This is a genomic window from Leuconostoc inhae (genome assembly GCF_019656015.1).
Taxonomy (GTDB): Bacteria; Bacillota; Bacilli; order Lactobacillales; family Lactobacillaceae; genus Leuconostoc; species Leuconostoc inhae_A.
In genome coordinates this window covers 1-18,123 of sequence record NZ_BPKW01000007.1, presented here as the reverse complement: position 1 = coordinate 18,123, position 18,123 = coordinate 1, and the positions used below count along the sequence as shown (strand labels likewise).

The 18,123-nt window shown below is 37.6% G+C and carries 20 protein-coding genes and 1 riboswitch; of the genes, 16 read left to right on the top strand and 4 right to left on the bottom strand.

All coding sequences use genetic code 11. The features are described 5' to 3' along the window. A complete protein-coding gene (locus tag K5Q14_RS05610; protein WP_220734851.1) occupies positions 1–621 on the bottom strand; it encodes an NAD(P)H-binding protein in 621 nt (206 codons plus the stop codon). A 65-nt stretch (positions 622–686) separates the two neighbouring features. Here K5Q14_RS05610 and K5Q14_RS05605 point away from each other — a divergent pair, with 65 nt between their 5' ends. From K5Q14_RS05605 to K5Q14_RS05550, 12 genes are all read left to right on the top strand, one after another. After that, a complete protein-coding gene (locus K5Q14_RS05605) occupies positions 687–1,841 on the top strand; it encodes a P-loop NTPase family protein (RefSeq protein WP_220734850.1) in 1,155 nt (384 codons plus the stop codon). Further along, positions 1,838–2,995 carry a vWA domain-containing protein gene (locus K5Q14_RS05600; RefSeq protein ID WP_220734849.1) on the top strand — a complete coding sequence of 386 codons (1,158 nt, stop codon included), beginning with the start codon at positions 1,838–1,840 and terminating at the stop codon, positions 2,993–2,995. The genes K5Q14_RS05605 and K5Q14_RS05600 overlap by 4 nt, the downstream gene beginning before the upstream one ends. Before the next feature lie 46 nt (positions 2,996–3,041). Next, entirely contained in the window at positions 3,042–3,338 is a 297-nt protein-coding gene (locus K5Q14_RS05595; RefSeq protein ID WP_220734890.1) for a hypothetical protein, read from the top strand. Beyond that, on the top strand, positions 3,335–3,844 hold the full coding sequence (locus K5Q14_RS05590; protein ID WP_220734848.1) for a hypothetical protein: 510 nt from the start codon (positions 3,335–3,337) through the stop codon (positions 3,842–3,844). Before K5Q14_RS05595 ends, K5Q14_RS05590 begins: the two co-directional genes overlap by 4 nt. Positions 3,845–3,897: 53 nt before the next feature. After that, a riboswitch (TPP riboswitch) is annotated at positions 3,898–3,986 on the top strand. A gap of 122 nt (positions 3,987–4,108) precedes the next feature. Then, entirely contained in the window at positions 4,109–4,885 is a 777-nt protein-coding gene (gene thiM / locus K5Q14_RS05585) for a hydroxyethylthiazole kinase (protein ID WP_220734847.1), read from the top strand. Then, the gene (gene thiD / locus K5Q14_RS05580; RefSeq protein ID WP_220734846.1) at positions 4,878–5,711 is read left to right on the top strand and encodes a bifunctional hydroxymethylpyrimidine kinase/phosphomethylpyrimidine kinase; all 834 of its coding nucleotides are present in this window, start codon (positions 4,878–4,880) and stop codon (positions 5,709–5,711) included. The genes thiM and thiD overlap by 8 nt, the downstream gene beginning before the upstream one ends. Then, entirely contained in the window at positions 5,701–6,336 is a 636-nt protein-coding gene (gene thiE / locus K5Q14_RS05575; RefSeq protein ID WP_220734845.1) for a thiamine phosphate synthase, read from the top strand. Before thiD ends, thiE begins: the two co-directional genes overlap by 11 nt. 81 nt (positions 6,337–6,417) lie before the next feature. Next, complete coding sequence (locus tag K5Q14_RS05570; protein ID WP_220734844.1) at positions 6,418–6,729, top strand: PadR family transcriptional regulator; 312 nt, start codon at positions 6,418–6,420, stop codon at positions 6,727–6,729. After that, positions 6,726–7,316 carry a DUF1700 domain-containing protein gene (locus tag K5Q14_RS05565; protein ID WP_220734843.1) on the top strand — a complete coding sequence of 197 codons (591 nt, stop codon included), beginning with the start codon at positions 6,726–6,728 and terminating at the stop codon, positions 7,314–7,316. Before K5Q14_RS05570 ends, K5Q14_RS05565 begins: the two co-directional genes overlap by 4 nt. Further along, a complete protein-coding gene (locus K5Q14_RS05560; RefSeq protein ID WP_220734842.1) occupies positions 7,306–8,193 on the top strand; it encodes a DUF4097 family beta strand repeat-containing protein in 888 nt (295 codons plus the stop codon). Before K5Q14_RS05565 ends, K5Q14_RS05560 begins: the two co-directional genes overlap by 11 nt. After that, on the top strand, positions 8,171–8,920 hold the full coding sequence (locus K5Q14_RS05555; protein WP_246587575.1) for a TVP38/TMEM64 family protein: 750 nt from the start codon (positions 8,171–8,173) through the stop codon (positions 8,918–8,920). The genes K5Q14_RS05560 and K5Q14_RS05555 overlap by 23 nt, the downstream gene beginning before the upstream one ends. Before the next feature lie 6 nt (positions 8,921–8,926). Beyond that, entirely contained in the window at positions 8,927–9,763 is an 837-nt protein-coding gene (locus tag K5Q14_RS05550) for a DUF368 domain-containing protein (protein ID WP_220734841.1), read from the top strand. Between the two features lie 80 nt (positions 9,764–9,843). On the opposite strand, the gene K5Q14_RS05545 is transcribed toward K5Q14_RS05550, so the two are convergent. Further along, complete coding sequence (locus tag K5Q14_RS05545; protein WP_220734840.1) at positions 9,844–11,643, bottom strand: M3 family oligoendopeptidase; 1,800 nt, start codon at positions 11,641–11,643, stop codon at positions 9,844–9,846. A gap of 154 nt (positions 11,644–11,797) precedes the next feature. Between K5Q14_RS05545 and K5Q14_RS05540 the strand changes: the two genes are divergently transcribed. The 3 genes from K5Q14_RS05540 (at position 11,798) to K5Q14_RS05530 (ending at position 14,956) form a co-directional block, all read left to right on the top strand. Further along, entirely contained in the window at positions 11,798–12,727 is a 930-nt protein-coding gene (locus tag K5Q14_RS05540; protein WP_220734839.1) for an alpha/beta hydrolase, read from the top strand. Between the two features lie 164 nt (positions 12,728–12,891). After that, entirely contained in the window at positions 12,892–13,707 is an 816-nt protein-coding gene (gene proB / locus K5Q14_RS05535) for a glutamate 5-kinase (protein ID WP_220734838.1), read from the top strand. Between the two features lies 1 nt (position 13,708). After that, the gene (locus K5Q14_RS05530) at positions 13,709–14,956 is read left to right on the top strand and encodes a glutamate-5-semialdehyde dehydrogenase (protein ID WP_220734837.1); all 1,248 of its coding nucleotides are present in this window, start codon (positions 13,709–13,711) and stop codon (positions 14,954–14,956) included. A gap of 61 nt (positions 14,957–15,017) precedes the next feature. On the opposite strand, the gene K5Q14_RS05525 is transcribed toward K5Q14_RS05530, so the two are convergent. Continuing rightward, positions 15,018–15,977: a nucleoside hydrolase gene (locus K5Q14_RS05525; RefSeq protein ID WP_220734836.1), complete on the bottom strand. Its 960-nt coding sequence runs from the start codon at positions 15,975–15,977 to the stop codon at positions 15,018–15,020. 153 nt (positions 15,978–16,130) lie between these two features. Between K5Q14_RS05525 and K5Q14_RS05520 the strand changes: the two genes are divergently transcribed. Beyond that, positions 16,131–17,144 (top strand): NAD(P)/FAD-dependent oxidoreductase, encoded by a 1,014-nt coding sequence (locus K5Q14_RS05520; RefSeq protein WP_220734835.1) that lies wholly within the window; start codon positions 16,131–16,133, stop codon positions 17,142–17,144. Positions 17,145–17,162: 18 nt separating this feature from the next. Here the strand turns inward: K5Q14_RS05520 and K5Q14_RS05515 are convergent. After that, positions 17,163–18,123: helix-turn-helix domain-containing protein (locus K5Q14_RS05515; protein ID WP_246587573.1), on the bottom strand; the 961-nt coding region annotated here is incomplete at its 5' end.

The following is an 18,123-nucleotide window of genomic DNA, read 5'->3' as shown; positions in this document are numbered from 1 at the left end:
TTATTTTGTTAATTTTTCTGAAATAGCAACAGAGTCGCCAATGTAAGATTCTGGATGTAAAATAATTTGTGTAATGAACGCTGCGACACTGGTTCGTGTAATTGGTCCACCAACTATTTTTGTGTCACGTATTGTCTCAACATTGAGTGATTGCATGACATTATCATCAATTAATTCATTGGGACGCACAATGGTATAATCAAGTGCAGACCGTTCAATGCGTTTAACAGCTGCGGCTTGGTCACCCATATACGTATTTTCATTGTCAGTTGTACCAAGAATATTGGCCCATAAACTACGTTTATCATCAGGTAGCTCATTATGAACACCAATGGTAGCGACCCAGATCAATCGTTTGACGCCTACATGATGCATAGCGTTGACAACACTATTAGCCGCAGTTTTTTGACGACCTTCCGCACCAATATTGGCATAAACAATATCGACGTCTTTTAGTGCTGTAATCATGGCATCTTCGTTAACGGCATCAAGTCCTTTAATACCTTTTTCTGAACGTGCATGGAGTGAAGTTAATTTGATTTCTGTATCGGTATTAGCTAACATAGGGACAACAAGTTTTGCAATTTGACCGTTAGCACCGAGAATTAGTAGTTTTGTCATACTTTTATTTTAGCATGAAACGCTGAGAAGCGGTAAAATTGATATAAGAAAAAAAGAGGGTATAAATGTCACTATCATATCAACAACTATTAATTGCTGTACCATTGGTCTTACAAGGGGGGAATGTCCCAACTATTGTTGGTGAAGCAGGTATAGGTAAATCAGCTTTAGTATTTGATGTTGCTAAAAAATTACGTGCTAAGTTATTTACAACTGTTGTGTCTTTGTCGGAAAAAGGCGATTTGGCTATTCCGATTCCACCATTAACGGACTCAGCTTTTTTGATGACAAAGAATTATGGCCGATTAGCCGATGTGAAGTTTGGTTATACACACACATTGATTCAAATTATTCAACAAGCAGAGTTAGCACCGAAGCAACCGATAATTTGGTTTTTAGATGAGTTTAATCGTGGTTCGCAGGCAGTTCAAGGTGAGCTTATGAACCTAGTGTTACAACGTCAAATTAATGATTTGATCTTACCAGATAATGTGAATCTTATTTTAGCAGAAAATCCAGATGATTCGATGTCTGGTTTTGAAAACTCAGATTATGCTGTGCAAACATCTGATGCGGCAATCAAAGATCGTACCACACGGTTAGTCATGTCTGTGTCAGTCAGTGGTTGGTTATCATGGGCAGGGAAAAGTGATAATAAACGTCAAAATATACACACCATAGTACGTCAGTTTATTGCTGAAAATGCTGAACTATTGTATCCAGAGACACGTGGTATAGATTTGAATCCTACCCCGCGTGCTTGGCAACGTGTATCAGATAATTTATTTGAATTACAAGCATTACCGATTAAAGATCAAAATGACTTACTATTTGACTTGGTCGCTGGCGATTTAGGACAATTGGTTGCTACACAGTTCATGAGTTACGTGAAGCAACAAACGGCGAGTTTAACAGCAGTAGATGTGTTCGAAACACATCCTGATGGGCCAAAATTGCCAAGTGACATCCAAAAAAAATTTCAAAACATGCCCGAAATTCAAAAATTAACGGTGATGAAAACATTACTTTTAACGGCTGATATCGTTTTGAATAATCATGCTAGTCGGTTTAGTCAGTTACTAACTATGGTGGCACCCGATGGTCAATATGCACTTGTCAAGCAAATGACTAGTGCCCCCATTTTAGATGATTTATACGCTTCTGAGGCGCATTATGCTAATGTTTTGTATCAACAAATTATGGATATTGCCACACGATGAATGTTAATGAAAAAGACAATTTAATTGTTGACGGGATTAAGACATTATTGGATGAATCACCATTATATGGCAATATTGTGATGAATTTAGCCCGTGAAAAAGACCTGAATTTAGACCATGCTTTGGCACTTAAGTGGCATAATCATCGCTGGTTTTTAGTGATGAACCCTGATATATTAACACATTTGTTTACTAATCATAATCAAATTGCTTTGGCTTTGGCGCATGAAGCACTCCATGTGATATGGCAACATCCATTGCGTTATGCTAAAAAACAACAGGACTCATTGATTGACTTAGGAACAGATCTTGCTGTCAATCAATATTTACCAGATCAACTAGGTGATCTACCTGGTGCCTTGACGTTGCAAACAATTTTTGAGATGTACGGTAAAATGTTACCGGCCAATGAGGATTCAGAAGTCTATATTTCACGCCTGTCTGAATTTGTAGACCAAATACCATCACATGGTCATAACAAGTTGGATAGTCATAGTGATTGGTCTAGTGCTGAGGGCGCCTTAGATGAGGCTAAAGCAGCGCTTGATATGGTCCTTAAAAAAGCAACTGAGGATGCCAAGCGCTCAGGTCGTGGGCAACTATCACCTATCGTTCGTCAGCATATTGATGAAGTGATTGCACCTAAACGTAATTGGCGTGCGGCCATACGCACTGGGTTAAGTCAACAGCCAAATAAACGACGTGAATCACGTGCCAGGTTTAACAGACGGCAAGCATACAGATTAGACTTAGCTGGTGAAATTAGTGTGTTTAACACACAGCTCGTTGTTTTTATTGATAATTCAGCATCCATCTCTGATCAACAAGCTGGTATGATGTTGGCAAATGTTTTAGAATTAACGAAACAGTTTGATGCTAGTGTCCATGTTTTTTCTTTTGATACACAAGTATATGAGATAAAGAAAATCAAGGAATGGGTGCGACATACAGGTGGTGGTACAACTTTTCAAAGCATTTTTAATGCATTAAGTGATAAAAAATTTAATCCGAAGCAAACAATTGTTGTCATTCTAACAGATGGTGATGGTGAAAAAAATGAACTGCAAACATCATTTAAACAAGTTTATTGGTTGTTGCCAAAAGATAAAAAATTGAGTATTAGTCAACCATTTGGTAAAGTTGTGGTTGTATAGTTCTCTAGAAGGGGATACGTTGATCAGTCGCGTTAATAATGACATGATGAATAATAAGTTACAACCAAATGAATTACGTAGTTTTATTAATAAAGATAGCCGTTTTAAACGTGCAGAAGCGCTTCTAAATGATGACTGGGAATCATTATTATTGCCTGAAGGTTGGGGTGTCAACATGATGACATTATCCGATATTGCTTTTGCAAGATACTTAAATCAAGTGAAAGCTGTTCCGACAACGATTGATTTGGTAACATTTGCAGGCGTCAAAAAATTTATTAGAAATAATTCATCACGATTATCACCGGATGTTGTGAAGCTATTAGAGGAGCCTTTCTTATGAAAATTAATTTAATATTAGCACCTGAACAAGCACCTGCAGAATTGTTAGCACTGCAAGCCCGCAATCCAGATAAGTTTTTCTATTTGGGTAAAGAATCGCAATTAGCAGGGACGAATGTATTGATTGTTGATGCACCTGACATGGTGGCCCATTTTAAACGGCCGATGGTATTTAATAGTGTTGTGACAGTTGGTGAGTTAAGTGGTGACGTTATCCATCAAATTGCTTTTCAAACTAAGGATCGCAATGATGAATTAATCGCACAACTTGTACCTAAAGATGCAGTCCTTGCACAAAATAGTAATGGCAAAGCAGACTATATATTGTGGAGTTTTTGGCCTGATCACACGGCACTAGGATCCTTTTTAAATAGTGAAAAGTTCAAGCAAATGAAAAAGCTTATGAAAAATCCTTACACAACAAGTTATATTCATGTTAACTCTGCACAACAATTATCATTGACACATCAAATGCGCGATTTTGATGATAAAACGTGGTGGGGATGACCATTATCTTGCAATATAGGTTATTTTAAGCTAAAATAAGCTCATAAACTAAATAGATATATCTGGGGTGCCATTTGGCTGAGAAACACCCATTGAACCTGATCATGGTAATGCGTGCGAAGGGAGATACATTTTCGAATACTAATTTTAAGCGCTGTGTGCCTATTTTTGTAGCCGTTGATTGATTTTCCTTTGTGGATTCAATCAACGGCTTTTCTATTGTTTTTAATATTGTGACACCAAACGTTATAAGGAGAAAAAATTATGAAGCTATCAGAAATAAAAATTAAAAGTCCACTTGTATTCAATTATGCAAATTATGTCACACCGCAATTTGTGGCTAACGTTGTCAATGTCATTGGTGGGTCACCCATTATGGCCCGCGAGTTAGAAGAATTTCCAGACTTAGTTGCTGCAAGTGATGCTGTGGTTATCAACAGTGGTACTTGGCGACGTTCAGAATTACTTGAAACTATTAAACTAGCGCAATTAGCAAATCAAGCTGGCAAAGTTGTTGTTTTGGACCCAGTGGCTGTGGGCATACCTTCACGAAGCTTGCCTGTGTCAGCACTTATGGCAGATGCACAAGTTGATATTATTCGTGGCAACGCAGCTGAAATTGCTTGGTTTGCTGGTGTTGATTTTTCTAGTCAAGGTATTGATGCGACTGGTGATGGGGACGTTAGAAAAATTGCAATAATGGCTGCTAAAAAAACAGGTGCCATTATTGCGTTAAGTGGTAAACAAGATGTTATTAGTGATGGTCATACAACGCACACGATTGACGTTGATGTGCCACTTTTGGCGACAAATGTTGGGACAGGTGATGCGCTTTCAGCCTTAATTGGCACTTATAATGGTGATGGTATTTCAATTGAGAATACAGTGCGAGCAATGGCAACGATGAAGTTAGCTGGTGTCAAAGCCAATAAAAAAGTTAAAACACCTGGCTATTTTGTGAACCAATTATTAGATGAGCTTTATTTGTTAACAGAAGATGAACTTGATGGTTTTATTAAAAGCGAGGTGGCTCATGATTAATAATACACCACAAGTTTTAACAATTGCTGGCACGGATTCAAGTGGTGGGGCTGGTGTCTCGGCAGATTTGAAAACATTTATGGCACAAGGCGTCTATGGTGGCAATGTGATTGTATCAGTTACTGCACAGAATACACGGGGTGTTCAGCAGGTACAAATGATACCACCTGCTGTTATCGCGGAACAAATACAGTCGGTTGCTGATGATTTGTCTATTTCTGCCGTGAAAACTGGTATGTTAGGTGACGTGCAAACTGTGCACACTGTTGCAAAAGCACTAAAAACTTATGATTTTGGCAGTTATATTTTAGATCCTGTTATGGTAGCCAAGGGCGGTGCAAAGCTATTGTGCGATGACGCAATTCTAGCATTAAAGACGCAATTATTGCCACTTGCGACAATGGTGACACCAAACATGCCAGAGGCGGAAGTCTTAACGGAAATGACAATTCAAACACATGAAGATGTTAAGGCAGCAGCCTATAAGTTACAATTATTAGGTGCTAAAAATGTCTTACTGAAAGGCGGACATGGTAGTGACATAGCTGTGTATGATTTTGCGCTACTTGCGGATGGTAGTTATTTTTGGTTAAAAAGCCAGCGTGTTGACACTGAAAGAACTCATGGTACCGGTGATACGCTTTCGGCAGCTATTGCGGCACAACTGGCTCTTGGTCTGGATATGAAGACTGCCATTATAAAAGGCAAAGCTTATGTCGATGCCACTATTAGAGACGGTATCCAAGTGGGACATGGACATGGGCCATTGAATCATCTGGCAGTGATTGCAAAAGAAAATCAACCGGAGGTTATAGATGATATTTAATCGTACAATGTTAGCACGGTATTTTATATTAGGCACGCAAAATGTTATAGATGAACGTAAGTTTTACAATGTGTTAGAGAAAGCGTTAAAGCATGGTATTACCTTGTTTCAATACCGTGAAAAAGGTTCTGGATCCTTGAGTGGTGCTGATAAACTACGTGTTGCACAACGTGTAAGGGAACTCACCTCATCTTACCATGTACCTTTTGTCATTGATGATGACATCGCTTTAGCGCATATGGTGCACGCAGATGGCGTACATTTCGGTCAGGGGGATGGTAATATTGCAGCTAATATTACTGCAAGTCAGGGCATGTTTGTTGGTGTGTCAGTGTCTACTCAAAAAGAGTATGAACGTATGTCATTATTGTCAGGTATTGATAATATCGGCATTGGCCCAGTATTTGAAACTAAAAGTAAAGCAGATGCGAAGCCAGCGATTGGTTTAATAGAACTTAAGAGACTAGTCGAACAAAGTCGCTGGCCAGCAGTTGCAATTGGTGGGATCAGTCAGGATAATTTAGCAGCAGTGTTAGCAACAGGTGTTGATGGTGCTGCTGTGATTAGTATGATTAGTACCAACTCAAATATTGAAAATGTATTAAAGTATTGGCAGCAATTATAATTGCTGTTTTTTTGTTGAAAAACAATACTATTTTCCGTATAATATATACTATACAGAAAATAGTATACTAGAGGTTATAATATGATGATACAAACACCAACAGTGCTGCTTGACGGGACTGTTTTGGCTATTTTGGATAAGCAAGATTTATACGGTTATGCATTGACTAAAAAGGTAAAACAACATGTGATTGTTTCTGAATCAACGATGTACCCTGTCTTGCGTCGTTTGGAAAAGGGTGGCGAATTAACAACTTATAGTGAACCTTTTGAAGGACGAATGCGAAAATATTATCAATTAACTGATAATGGTCGGGAACACCTGAGTGGTATTAAAGATGCTTGGCAAGATTTTTCCATAGGAATTAACGCAATTTTAGGAGAGCAAATATGAATTACTTAAACGAATTAGAGGCACACTTGCATGTACTGCCACGTGATGAACGTGACGATACAATGGCCTATTATGATGAATACTTTACTGATGCTCATTTAAGTAATGCAGATGCACACAAACAATTTGGGACACCAAAACAATTTGCGCGACGGTTAATTGCTGATTTTTATATGGATGCTGATGACGAGTCAGAGATTAAGCCAAAGCAACAATTGCGCATGATATGGGTCGTTATTTTGGGATTATTGGCATCACCTGTTATATTGCCGGTTGCTTTGATAATGGTAGTGCTACTAATCTCAGCATTAGCCATTGTGTTTGCTATGGCAATCACAATCGTTTCAATTGTAGTGGCAATAATCATTACAGCGGTTGTTAGCATTGTTTCTGGTGTTGCAATTGTGTTTAGTTCACTGAGCGGTGGTCTATTCTTCATTGGTGTCGGTGTTGCTGCAATTGGCGTTTTGGTATTGATTGGGCCACTGATGTTCTCACTTATACGCATGTGCTTTAACGGTCTTGTTAACTTAATTAAAGCTATTGGTCGGCGATTTATTAAAAAAGGAGCAAGTTATGAAGCGTAAAACGATTATTGGCTGGTCTTTATTGGCAGTTGGTGTTGTGATGGCAACTTCAGCGGCATTGATTGAAAAGCCAGGAACAGTTATTTGGGACAATGGGTTTTCTTATCAAAAAGAAGAAGCTGTTAAAACTGATGATTTATCCCATCAATTACCTAAAAATGCACAAGATATTCAAAAAATTACGGTAAACGCTACTGATACTGATGTTTATGTTCAACAAGGGGATACGTTTGCGGTAACAGAAACACACGGTGACAGTAAAAATAAAGCAAAAATTAGTTTTTCAAATAATGAGTTAAAAATCGAAAAAGAAACAACCGGTTATCGTAGTGTTTCTTTTGTTTGGGGCCAATTTGATGAAGACGCCTCACCACGATTGACGATTACGGTGCCAAGACATGTTAAACTTAATACGGTTGCTGTTACGCAAAGTGATTCTGATGTCACGATGGCAGACGTGAGTGCTGACACGATTAATGTCAAGTCAGATAACGGTGACGTGAATTTAGTACGTGTGACATCACAAAACACAATGGCAGATGTACAAAATGCAGAGGCTAATTTACACAATGTGACAATTGATAAGTTGCGGGTTAAGTTAAATAATGATGATTTAACGTTAGCTGGTAGTTCTGTGAAAACACTTGAAGCTGATTTGAAAAATGGTGATGCAGATATTGAGCATAGCAAAATTGAAATTGGTGGGCACATACGTAATCAAAATGGGGATATCTCCATAGAAACAACACAGTTGCCCACATTTTCAACGCACAATACTATTGGTGATGTTGAGGTGTCACCAACTTTAACAGGGCAACAGCAAGGAAATGCTGCTCTTGTGATTCAGAATCAAAATGGCGATATCGAAATTGAATAATACCAAAATTGTTAGAGTGAATCATGTCAAAGCGTATATTGTCTATTATAATCAAAAAATTAAAAGTTATCGGCGACTTAACCTCAAGCGCGGACAACATTTAAGTATGCGTAAAAGTAGTTTAATCATTAAAAAAAGACGCATGATTCAAAATTTAACAAAAATTATTGGTATAATAGGACTAATATTAACAGTCGTTGCTGGTTTATATTTATGGCACGCAGGTTTGTTGACCAACCAAGCACTATTACGTCAAACAATTCATGAGTTTGGTGTCTGGGCTCCCTTGGCTTTCACTGGTGTACAAATTATCCAAGTTGTTATTCCGATTATTCCAGGGGGCGTGACACTTGCTGTCGGGCCAATGCTTTTTGGCACATGGTTAGGATTCGTCTATAATTATATCGGCATTGTGCTAGGTTCTTTGATTTTGTTTCGCATTGGTCGTGTATTTGGGTTGCCATTGGTTGAGGCGATTGTGTCAAAAAAAATACGCCATAAATATATGAATCGGCTCAACAGTAATGGCTGGGTAAAATTATTTACTTTTTTAATGATCTTACCAATTGCACCAGATGATGTATTAGTTCTGTTAACAAGTTTAACAAAAATGTCATTTAAGCAATTTTTCTGGATTTTGATATTAAGCAAACCAGTGGGTATTGCTTGTTATAGTTTTATCGTACTATATAGTTTTGATTGGCTTATTAAATTAATTGGAATGTAGGAAATTATGAAAAACGACAGTATTAAAAATTGGTTGACGCGCTTTATTAAAGGTGTTTTCATTGCCTTAGGATTTATTTTACCTGGTGTTTCCGGTGGTGTATTAGCAGCCATACTTGGCCTTTATGAGCGTATGCTAGATTTTATGGCACATGTTCGTCAAAATTTTAAACGTGACTTTTGGTACTTCGTGCCAGTAGGACTAGGTGGTATTGCTGGTATTATTTTATTAAGTAATCCACTAGAGTATCTGTTAACGACTTATAAAGCGATAGTTTTGTGGGGGTTTGCAGGGGCAATTGTTGGGACTTTACCATCACTATTTAGAGAGAGTGCAAAAGAAGGCCGTACACGATCTGATTGGTACATTTTTGTTGGTACAGCGGTTTTGGGTGGCTTATTTTTGTACAATATGACAGCGATTTTTGGTGAGATGCCAGTTAATTTCTTCTCGTGGCTATTGGCTGGTGGCTTAATTGCATTGGGAATTATTGTACCTGGATTGAGCCCATCGAATTTATTACTGTATCTTGGTTTATTTGACCCGATGATTAAGGGATTTAAAAGCGCTGATCTCGGTGTTTTTATACCCATGGCAATTGGTGGTTTAATAACGCTCATGCTTTTATCAAAAGTCATGCATTATTTACTACAAAATTTTCATGCAAAAGTTTATCATTTCATTCTTGGTATTGTTGTTGTATCAACGCTATTGATCGTTGTGCCACCAGTTGCTGACTATTCAGGTTTTACGGTTTTGAGCATGCTGGTTAGTGCGTTTTTGTTTATGGTTGGCATTTGGTTAGGTTATTGGATGAGTCATTTAGAACAAAAGTATAAATAATAAGATCAAAAAACGAGCGATGCAACACACAACATATGGTTGTGTATTGTACAGCTCGTTTTTATGATATGTTTAGACAATTAAATAAATTGTTCGGATAAGTTTAAAAATTCATTAATATCTGCTTGAATAAGATCAGCGCCGGCTTGCCAAAAGTCGGGTTGTGTGAGGTCAACATTAAGATGTTTTTTGGCTAGTTTTTCAGATGTCATATTTGCTGTATCGCGAAGCAAAGCAATATATTTGTCCTCAAAGTCTGCGCCGTCTTTTTGTGCTTGGGCGTATATACCTGCTGAAAATAAATAACCAAATGTGTACGGGAAATTATAGAAGGGAACAGAATCAATGAAAAAGTGAAGTTTAGAAGACCAAAAATGTGGATGGCGTACATCAAGAATACCGTCAAACGCATTTTTCTGCGCGTCGTCCATGAGTTCGTTTAATCGTTGAGGTGTCACAATGCCATTTTTGCGTTCACTGTAAAAAGCATCTTCAAATAAAAAGCGTGCGTGTATATTTAAAAACATAGCAATCGGATTGGTCATTTTGGCATCAAGCAACACGAGTTTTTCAGCGTCAGATTTGGCACCAGCTACATTAGCATCATTGACAATGAGTTCTGCAAACGTTGAAGCGGTTTCTGCAACGTTCATTGCATAAGCGTCTCGCCATAACGGCAAATCAGTCAATTGCGCTGAGTGAAAAGCATGGCCAAGTTCATGAGCAATAGTCGCTGCGTCATTAACAGAACCTGTGTAAGTCAAAAAAATACGAGATTCGTGTAAATCGGGGACAGATTCCATATAACCACCAGGCTGTTTACCTGGTCGATTTTCTGATTCAATCCAGTTGTTTTCAAAGGCCATTTTAGCAAATTTGGCCATTTTAGGTGAAAATTTGCCAAATTGTTCAATGATGAAAGCTGCCGCATCATCGTATGATACTTCTTTTGGTTGATAATCACCAATATGCGTTAATGGTGCAACCTGATCTTGCCAGCCTATTTCTTTTAAACCAAGTAATTGTTTCTTACGGTCAAAGTAAGGTTTAAACATAGCTTTGTTAGCGTCAACAACACGCCACATTGTGTCTAAAGTAGCTTGAGACATACGATTCATTTCAAGGGGTTGTTCTAAATGAGATTGACGACCATGAGCATTTTGATTAGTTAAACGAAAACCAGCTAAATGATTGAGTGTATCGGCTGTTAAATTTTCAGCATTGCCCCACATTTTTTCATAATTACTCATGATATTAGCGCGCGTATCGTTGTTGGGTTCACCATCAAGCATATTTAGAGCTTGACCAGCGGAAATATGACGTGTCTTGTTGTCCTCAGAATCGGTGTAATTCATGGATAGAGAGGCAGAAATGGTATCATAATGTTGCGACCATGCTTGCTGGCCGTCTAAATCAAACTGATTGATTAAAGCTTCAGTTGCGTCATCAAGTAATCGTTTGGCATCAGTGCGTAATTCTGTGAGATAAAAAGCAATCGGTTCAAGACGTGGCGATTTAAGTGCTTGTGTAAATGATGATTCATCTAAGGACAAAAGTAGTTTTTGAAATTTATTTAACGGCGCTGAAAAGGCAACAAAGAGTTTACCCAGTTTATTAAATTGTGGGCTATAGATGCTATTACCATAGTCGACTGACGCTAAGCCATTGATAAAAATGCTTACAGTGCCTAAACCTGAACCAATAGTTTGTGCTAAATCAGCGAGGTCAGCAATGTTCTCAGCGGTTGGTTTAGAGGCTAGGATTTGTTGGTTAAAATTTTTAATTTGATCGTCAATTAATTGATATTTTTGTGCTAGCTGAGGTGAATTGATGCCACCAGGGTAAATACTATCTAAATTCCATTTTTGTGAATAACTCATAAATCATCCTTTTTTATTTTTCTTTTAAGTATACCATTCTTCATGGTTTCATAATGACAATTAAATGAATTTTTTATAATGATGAACCGCAAACGGTTTTGTTGCTACAATTCTTGAGTTAGTGTAAAATTATTATTTTAAGGGGTAAACGAATATGCACAACTTAGTCAAATGGCTGATTGGTTTTATTATAGTTGTTACTATGATTTTACTTGTGGCCGGCATGTATTTCTTTCATGTTGCTCAGGTACGTGATCCAAAAGCTAACCAACCAGACGCTTTGCGCACAAAAAAAAATCCGCTCTACCAATATGAGCATCAATTTTTAGCACGAGACAAACAAACGTGGCATGAAACAACTAAAGATGGCTTAAAGTTAGACGCATGGTATGTCGAAGCTGACCAAAAAACAAATAAAACGGCCATTTTGGCGCATGGTTGGCATAACAATAAAACAACTATGGCTATTTATGGTGAACTTTTTCATGACCTTGGATATAATGTTCTCATACCAGACAATCGTGCACATGGTGACTCACAAGGTAAAATCATCGGTTATGGTTGGCTTGATCGACGTGATTATATCCAATGGTTACATCAAATTATTGACAAGAACGGTAAAAATTCAGATATTATCATGTATGGCATGAGCATGGGAGCTGCGACTGTCTTGTCAGTTTCGGGTGAATCAGACTTGCCGTCACAAGTTAAGGCAATTATTGCTGACTCATCATATACCAGTCTACTAGAAGAAACAAAACATGAAGCAGGTAATATGTATAATTTACCATGGTTTCCACTTGTGAATATTACGTCTGCCATTTCAAAGGTACGTGCAGGTTACTTCTATGAAGAAGCAAGTCCGCTAAAACAAGTGGCTAAAAGTACGCGACCAACGTTCTTTATACATGGTGGGGCAGATGATTTTGTGCCAACTAGAATGGTCTATCCTTTATATCACGCCTTAAACGCACCGAAACAATTATGGATTGGTAAGGGGTCAGACCATGTGCAAACTTTCCATGATCATCCCATTGCATATCGTGATAAAATTCAATCTTTTTTGAACCAATATGATAAATAACTCATATAAATTTGATGACTTAAATGACATAATCTATTGCTTGTAACCATGATTTTCATGATATAATAATGGATATTCAATGAGGGAATCATTAAACAACAGTGTATGACATGTATTTTGAATAATGATTACATCATGTCATATAGAATTTGGAAGAAAAAATTATGCAGGTAGTGTCAAAAAAAAGTAATTCTGCCAATGATTGGCGACGTATAGTGATTAAAGTTGGCACCAGCACGATTGTTGATACATCGGGTGAGATTAAATATCCGGTCATTAATCGTTTATCACAAACACTGACACAATTACAAAAATCTGGATATGAAGTTATTCTAGTCACTTCCGGCGCAATTGGTGTCGCTTTGCAGCAAATGGAAATAGTGAAAAGGCCAGCAGATATCCCGTCTCAACAAGCGTTGGCAGCTATTGGTCAAAGTTACTTAATGGCTATTTATAATCAAAGTTTTGCTTTTTATCAACAGCATGTGGGGCAAGTATTATTAACTTATGATGTGTTTAATAACAAGCAAATGTTACAACATACTATTGATGCGATTGAAGCCATGTTAGCAAAAAAGGTGATTCCAATTATTAACGAGAATGATGTTATTGCGGTTGATGAGCTAGACCATCAACATTCATTTGGGGACAATGACCGTTTAGCAGCTATTGTCACACATGAAACAAATGCCGACGTTCTCATTGTATTAAGCGATATTGACGCGTTATATACTGATAATCCTTTTGTTAATCCAAATGCTAAACAAATACCACTTGTCACGCAAGTCACGCCAGCATTAATGGCTGGTGCAAGTGGTTCATCAGATTTAGGGACAGGTGGTATGGCAACAAAGCTTTATGCTGCTGAATATTTAATTTCAAAACAGCGCCAAATGATATTAATTAATGGTAAAAATCCAGCTACAATACTAGATGTTGTAGCCGGCAAAAAAATGGGTACATTATTTAAAGGAGTGTAATATGGTAATAAGTGTACAAGAAATGGGACAACGTGCTAAAAATGTCACGAGTCAAGTAGCGATGTTGTCACTTAAAAAACGTAATGCCCTGTTACAAGAAATGGCACAGGCATTATTAAATCAGCAAGAAGATATTATATTAGCTAATCAAAAGGATTTATCAGAACATGAACAGACGTTAAGTGGCCCCATGCAAAAACGTTTAAAGTTGGATGCAACTGCCATTCAAGATATTGCAGGTTCTTTGCGAGCAGTAGCTGAACTACCTGATCCACTGGCTGGACCTTATGATGAGTGGCGCACACATGTAGATTTAAAAATTATTAAAAAAATTGTGCCACTTGGTGTTGTCGCGATGGTGTTTGAGGCGCGACCGAATGTTACGGTTGATGCGGCAGCATTGACATTAAAATCAGGTAATGCAGTTATTTTACGTGGTGGAAAAGAAGCGAGTCGTAGTAATGCGATTTTAGCAACAATTTTACGACAAGTTTTAACTGATAATCAATTGAATCCAGACATTATTCAACTGATAACTGATACTTCTCATGAATCGGTTAATACTTTGTTGCATATGAGAAAGTTTATTGATGTATTGATTCCACGCGGTTCGGCTAAGTTTATTGATTTTGTTGTGGCTAACGCAACAGTACCGGTGATTGAGACTGGTGCGGGAAATACACATATTTTTGTTGATGCATCTGCTAATCAAGAAGAAGCTGTACGAATCATTCATAATGCGAAGACGCAAAAGCCTTCGGTATGCAATTCAGCTGAAAAGCTGCTCATTCATGAAAGTATTGCTGCGGAATTTTTGCCCAAAATTGGGGCGAAATTAATAGATTCTCATGTTGAATTACGTGGTGATGAAGCCAGCCGTCAAATCGAATCACGCATTTTACCTGCTACAGATTTGGATTGGGATACAGAATATAATGATCTCATCATGAGTATTAAAATAGTTGCAGATACGGATTCCGCCATTGATTGGATTAATGCACATACGACACATCATTCTGAGACAATTATCAGTGAGACAACAGAAAATGTCGTTAAATTTATGAACGCTATTGATGCAGCAGTTGTGTATCAAAATGCATCTAGCCGTTTCACCGATGGCTTTGAATTTGGATTTGGTGCTGAAATTGGTATTTCAACACAAAAATTACATGCACGTGGCCCAATGGGACTATCAGCGTTGACAACTATTAAGTATGAAGTTTTTGGCGAGGGTCAAATTAAAGCTTAATATCAATGTAAAAAGCAGTAAACATATTTAATTTTTAATATGTTTACTGCTTTTTTAGTTGTTATTTGTTTAACACAGAAAGCATCATTGCTTGGAAATCAGAAACAAAACGATCAGTATCTACTAAGACGGCTACTTGTGTTGTTGTTGGTACGAGTAGCTTGTCCTTATCACCAATTGTACGACCATAATCACCGCTTTGTTTATCATAGGTGACATGCATTGCTAGAGGCAAAGTGGTAACGTAACTGGGGTCGATACCCACAGCTACGGCAAGTGGATCATGTAATGCAGCACCTTTTTTATCAATACCAAGATTTGAATAAGCATCGATATAAAAATCCATTAATTCGGCAAATTTATCAGCAGCTGTCGTATTTAAGGCACGCCAAGATGCGGTTTCTTTTTTAGTCAAGAGTGTCCGCAATGTGACATCTAAACCAACCATTGTTAAGTTTTTTTGACGAGTAAAGGCGTAGTCGGCGTCTTCTGGATCTTGATGAATATTTGCTTCAGTAAATGGTGTCACGTTGCCAGGTACCGTTAGTGCGCCACCCATTAAAGTTGTATGCCCAATGAGCGTGGCCACTTCCGGATCTTTTTTAATGGCAGTTGCCAAATTAGTGAGCGGACCAGTGGGAATAAAGATTAAATCATCTGCATATTGATGAGCAGCGACAATCAAGAAATCAACGCCAGACTGTGTCTCAACCGCACGTGGTGAAGTTTCCAAAACAACCTCGCCAATACCATTTTTACCATGAATGAGCTGTGAAATGGGCATCACATCAAAATGATCAGTGGTTGACGAATGACTTTCACCAATAAATACTGGCACATCATCAGCACCAAGTAAGTGCAATAAGTTCAGTGAATTTTGTGCTGCTGTTTCAATTAATGTGTTACCATAACTTGAAATAATACCAATAAGATCAATAGTTGGATCACCAATAGCATAGGCTAATGCCAGTGCATCATCAATACCGGTATCGAGATCAAGAATCATTTTTTTCTGAGCCATATTTTTTTTGTGTTTAGGTTAATACCTATAAACACATTCCCTCCATTTAATTAATAATTCTATTATACCGACTACAGAAAAAAATTGTATCAAAAGCACGTGATATAATAATAAGGTAAAATAGTGCAGTTGAAAGGATATGTGTTCTCCCTTATGAAACAAGAAGTATATGATATTGCGGTTATTGGTGGTGGCCCAGTGGGCATGTTCACGGCTTTTTACGCCAGCTTACGTCACGTTAAAACGGTGTTAGTTGAAAGTTTGGCAACGTTGGGTGGCCAAGTCACGGCACTTTACCCTGAAAAAACGATTTTAGATGTTGCTGGTTTTTCTGGTATTAAAGGGTCAGCATTTATTACAGAACTAGATAAGCAATTACACTTATTTCCAGTCGATATTAAAACAGAAACGACTGTGGTTAATGTTGAACAAACTGGCGAGTTATTCACAGTAACGACGGATATCGGTAAACCTTTTCAAGCTAAAAAGGTCATTATAACAACTGGCAAAGGAGCGTTTGAACCACGTAAAATGCAAGTTGATGGTGTCGATGAACTGGTAGGTCAAGGTGTGCATTATTTTGTGATGCACAAGCAAGATTTTGCTAATCATCATGTCGCAATTGCTGGTGGTGGTGACTCTGCTGTGGATATGGCAACGATGTTGAACGATATTACCAGATCGACTACAATTATTCATCGCCGTGATAACTTTCGTGCGATGGAACAAAGTGTGCTGGCGTTAGAGCAGTCAACAGTCATACAAGAAACCCCCAAAAAAATAAGTCATATTGAAAAGCAAAAAAATGGGCAACTAAAAATAACTTTAGCGCAAGTAAAAGATAATGATATCGTTAATAATATAGTGGTTGATGATTTAATTATTAATTATGGTTTTATTTCGGAAAGTAATACAATTCAAGGCTGGGCCATCCAACCAGAAATTTCTGGACAAGTCTTTAAGGTAAATCAAGAGATGCAAACTAGTGTACCAGGCATTTTTGCTGTCGGAGATGCGAGCCATTATCCTGGTAAGTCTGATTTAATTGCTATTGGATTTGGTGAAGCACCACATGCAGTGAATGCAGCGATACGACAGTTTGATCCACAACGTGGGGGGCCTGGTCACTCAAGTTCTATGGTACTAACAGATGGTATAAGCAGGTAACAAGAAGCATTAAATATATCACAGCTTATCAGCATAGTGTTGATAAGCTTTTTTCATTTCTGGAGATATGGTTGTTTCAAACAAATCTTTCTTTAACAAATCGTAATTTAAGGATTCAAGGTTTGCACGATGGGGCTCTGGGTAAAGTGTCAAAACTGCTTGACGAAACTCTGCATACATAGATTGATATATTGGTAAATTTAATAAATACTGCTCACCAATTGTTATTATTTTTTGTGATGCGAAATTATACAAGGAAAGCGGTGTATAACAGGCACGGGTGTTTAATTGTATCACTTGAAATAGCAGTGGCACATATTGTTGCGCCTTTTTAGCAGATGTAATGCTTGATAAGGCACCAAAAGCAAATCTGAGTCCAAGTGACTGATTAAAATAGATAATACTTTGTTGAGAAGCAGATAAATCACCAAAAGAATTGCTGTCGTTAATGCTTTTCTTTAAAGTAGCCAATAGATTGTGCAAGACATTGATAAACTCTGACTCTTTGAAAATAACATTATCAAATTTTAATTTAAGTAAAACTAATAAATTAACTTCTTCCAAGCCATATTCGCCTTCAAGTAGCACTGATTTTAAAGCATAACGTAAATCACCGGGTATATCATAGTTAAAAGCATTTTTTGAAGTCATGCGATAGAGCCTGACGGCTGATTTTAGACGTTCGATGTTGTGTGTTAAATAAAATTCAGTAAGTGGTATGTCATAAGTTATTAATGCAGGTAAAGTGGTGGTTGATTCGTATAATTGTAAATTTTTATCTACCATTGTTTTCATATGCGCGACTTCTGAAAACGTTGTCCGTAAATAACGCACGGCATCAAGAAATTGCAACGTTGTGATATCGGTCTCACCTTTAACATAACGATACCAAGCAGAATTTGACACGTGAATGAAATCTAAAAGACTTGATAATTTAATGCCTTTGTTCTTGCGTATTTCATTTAAAAGGTGTCCAATG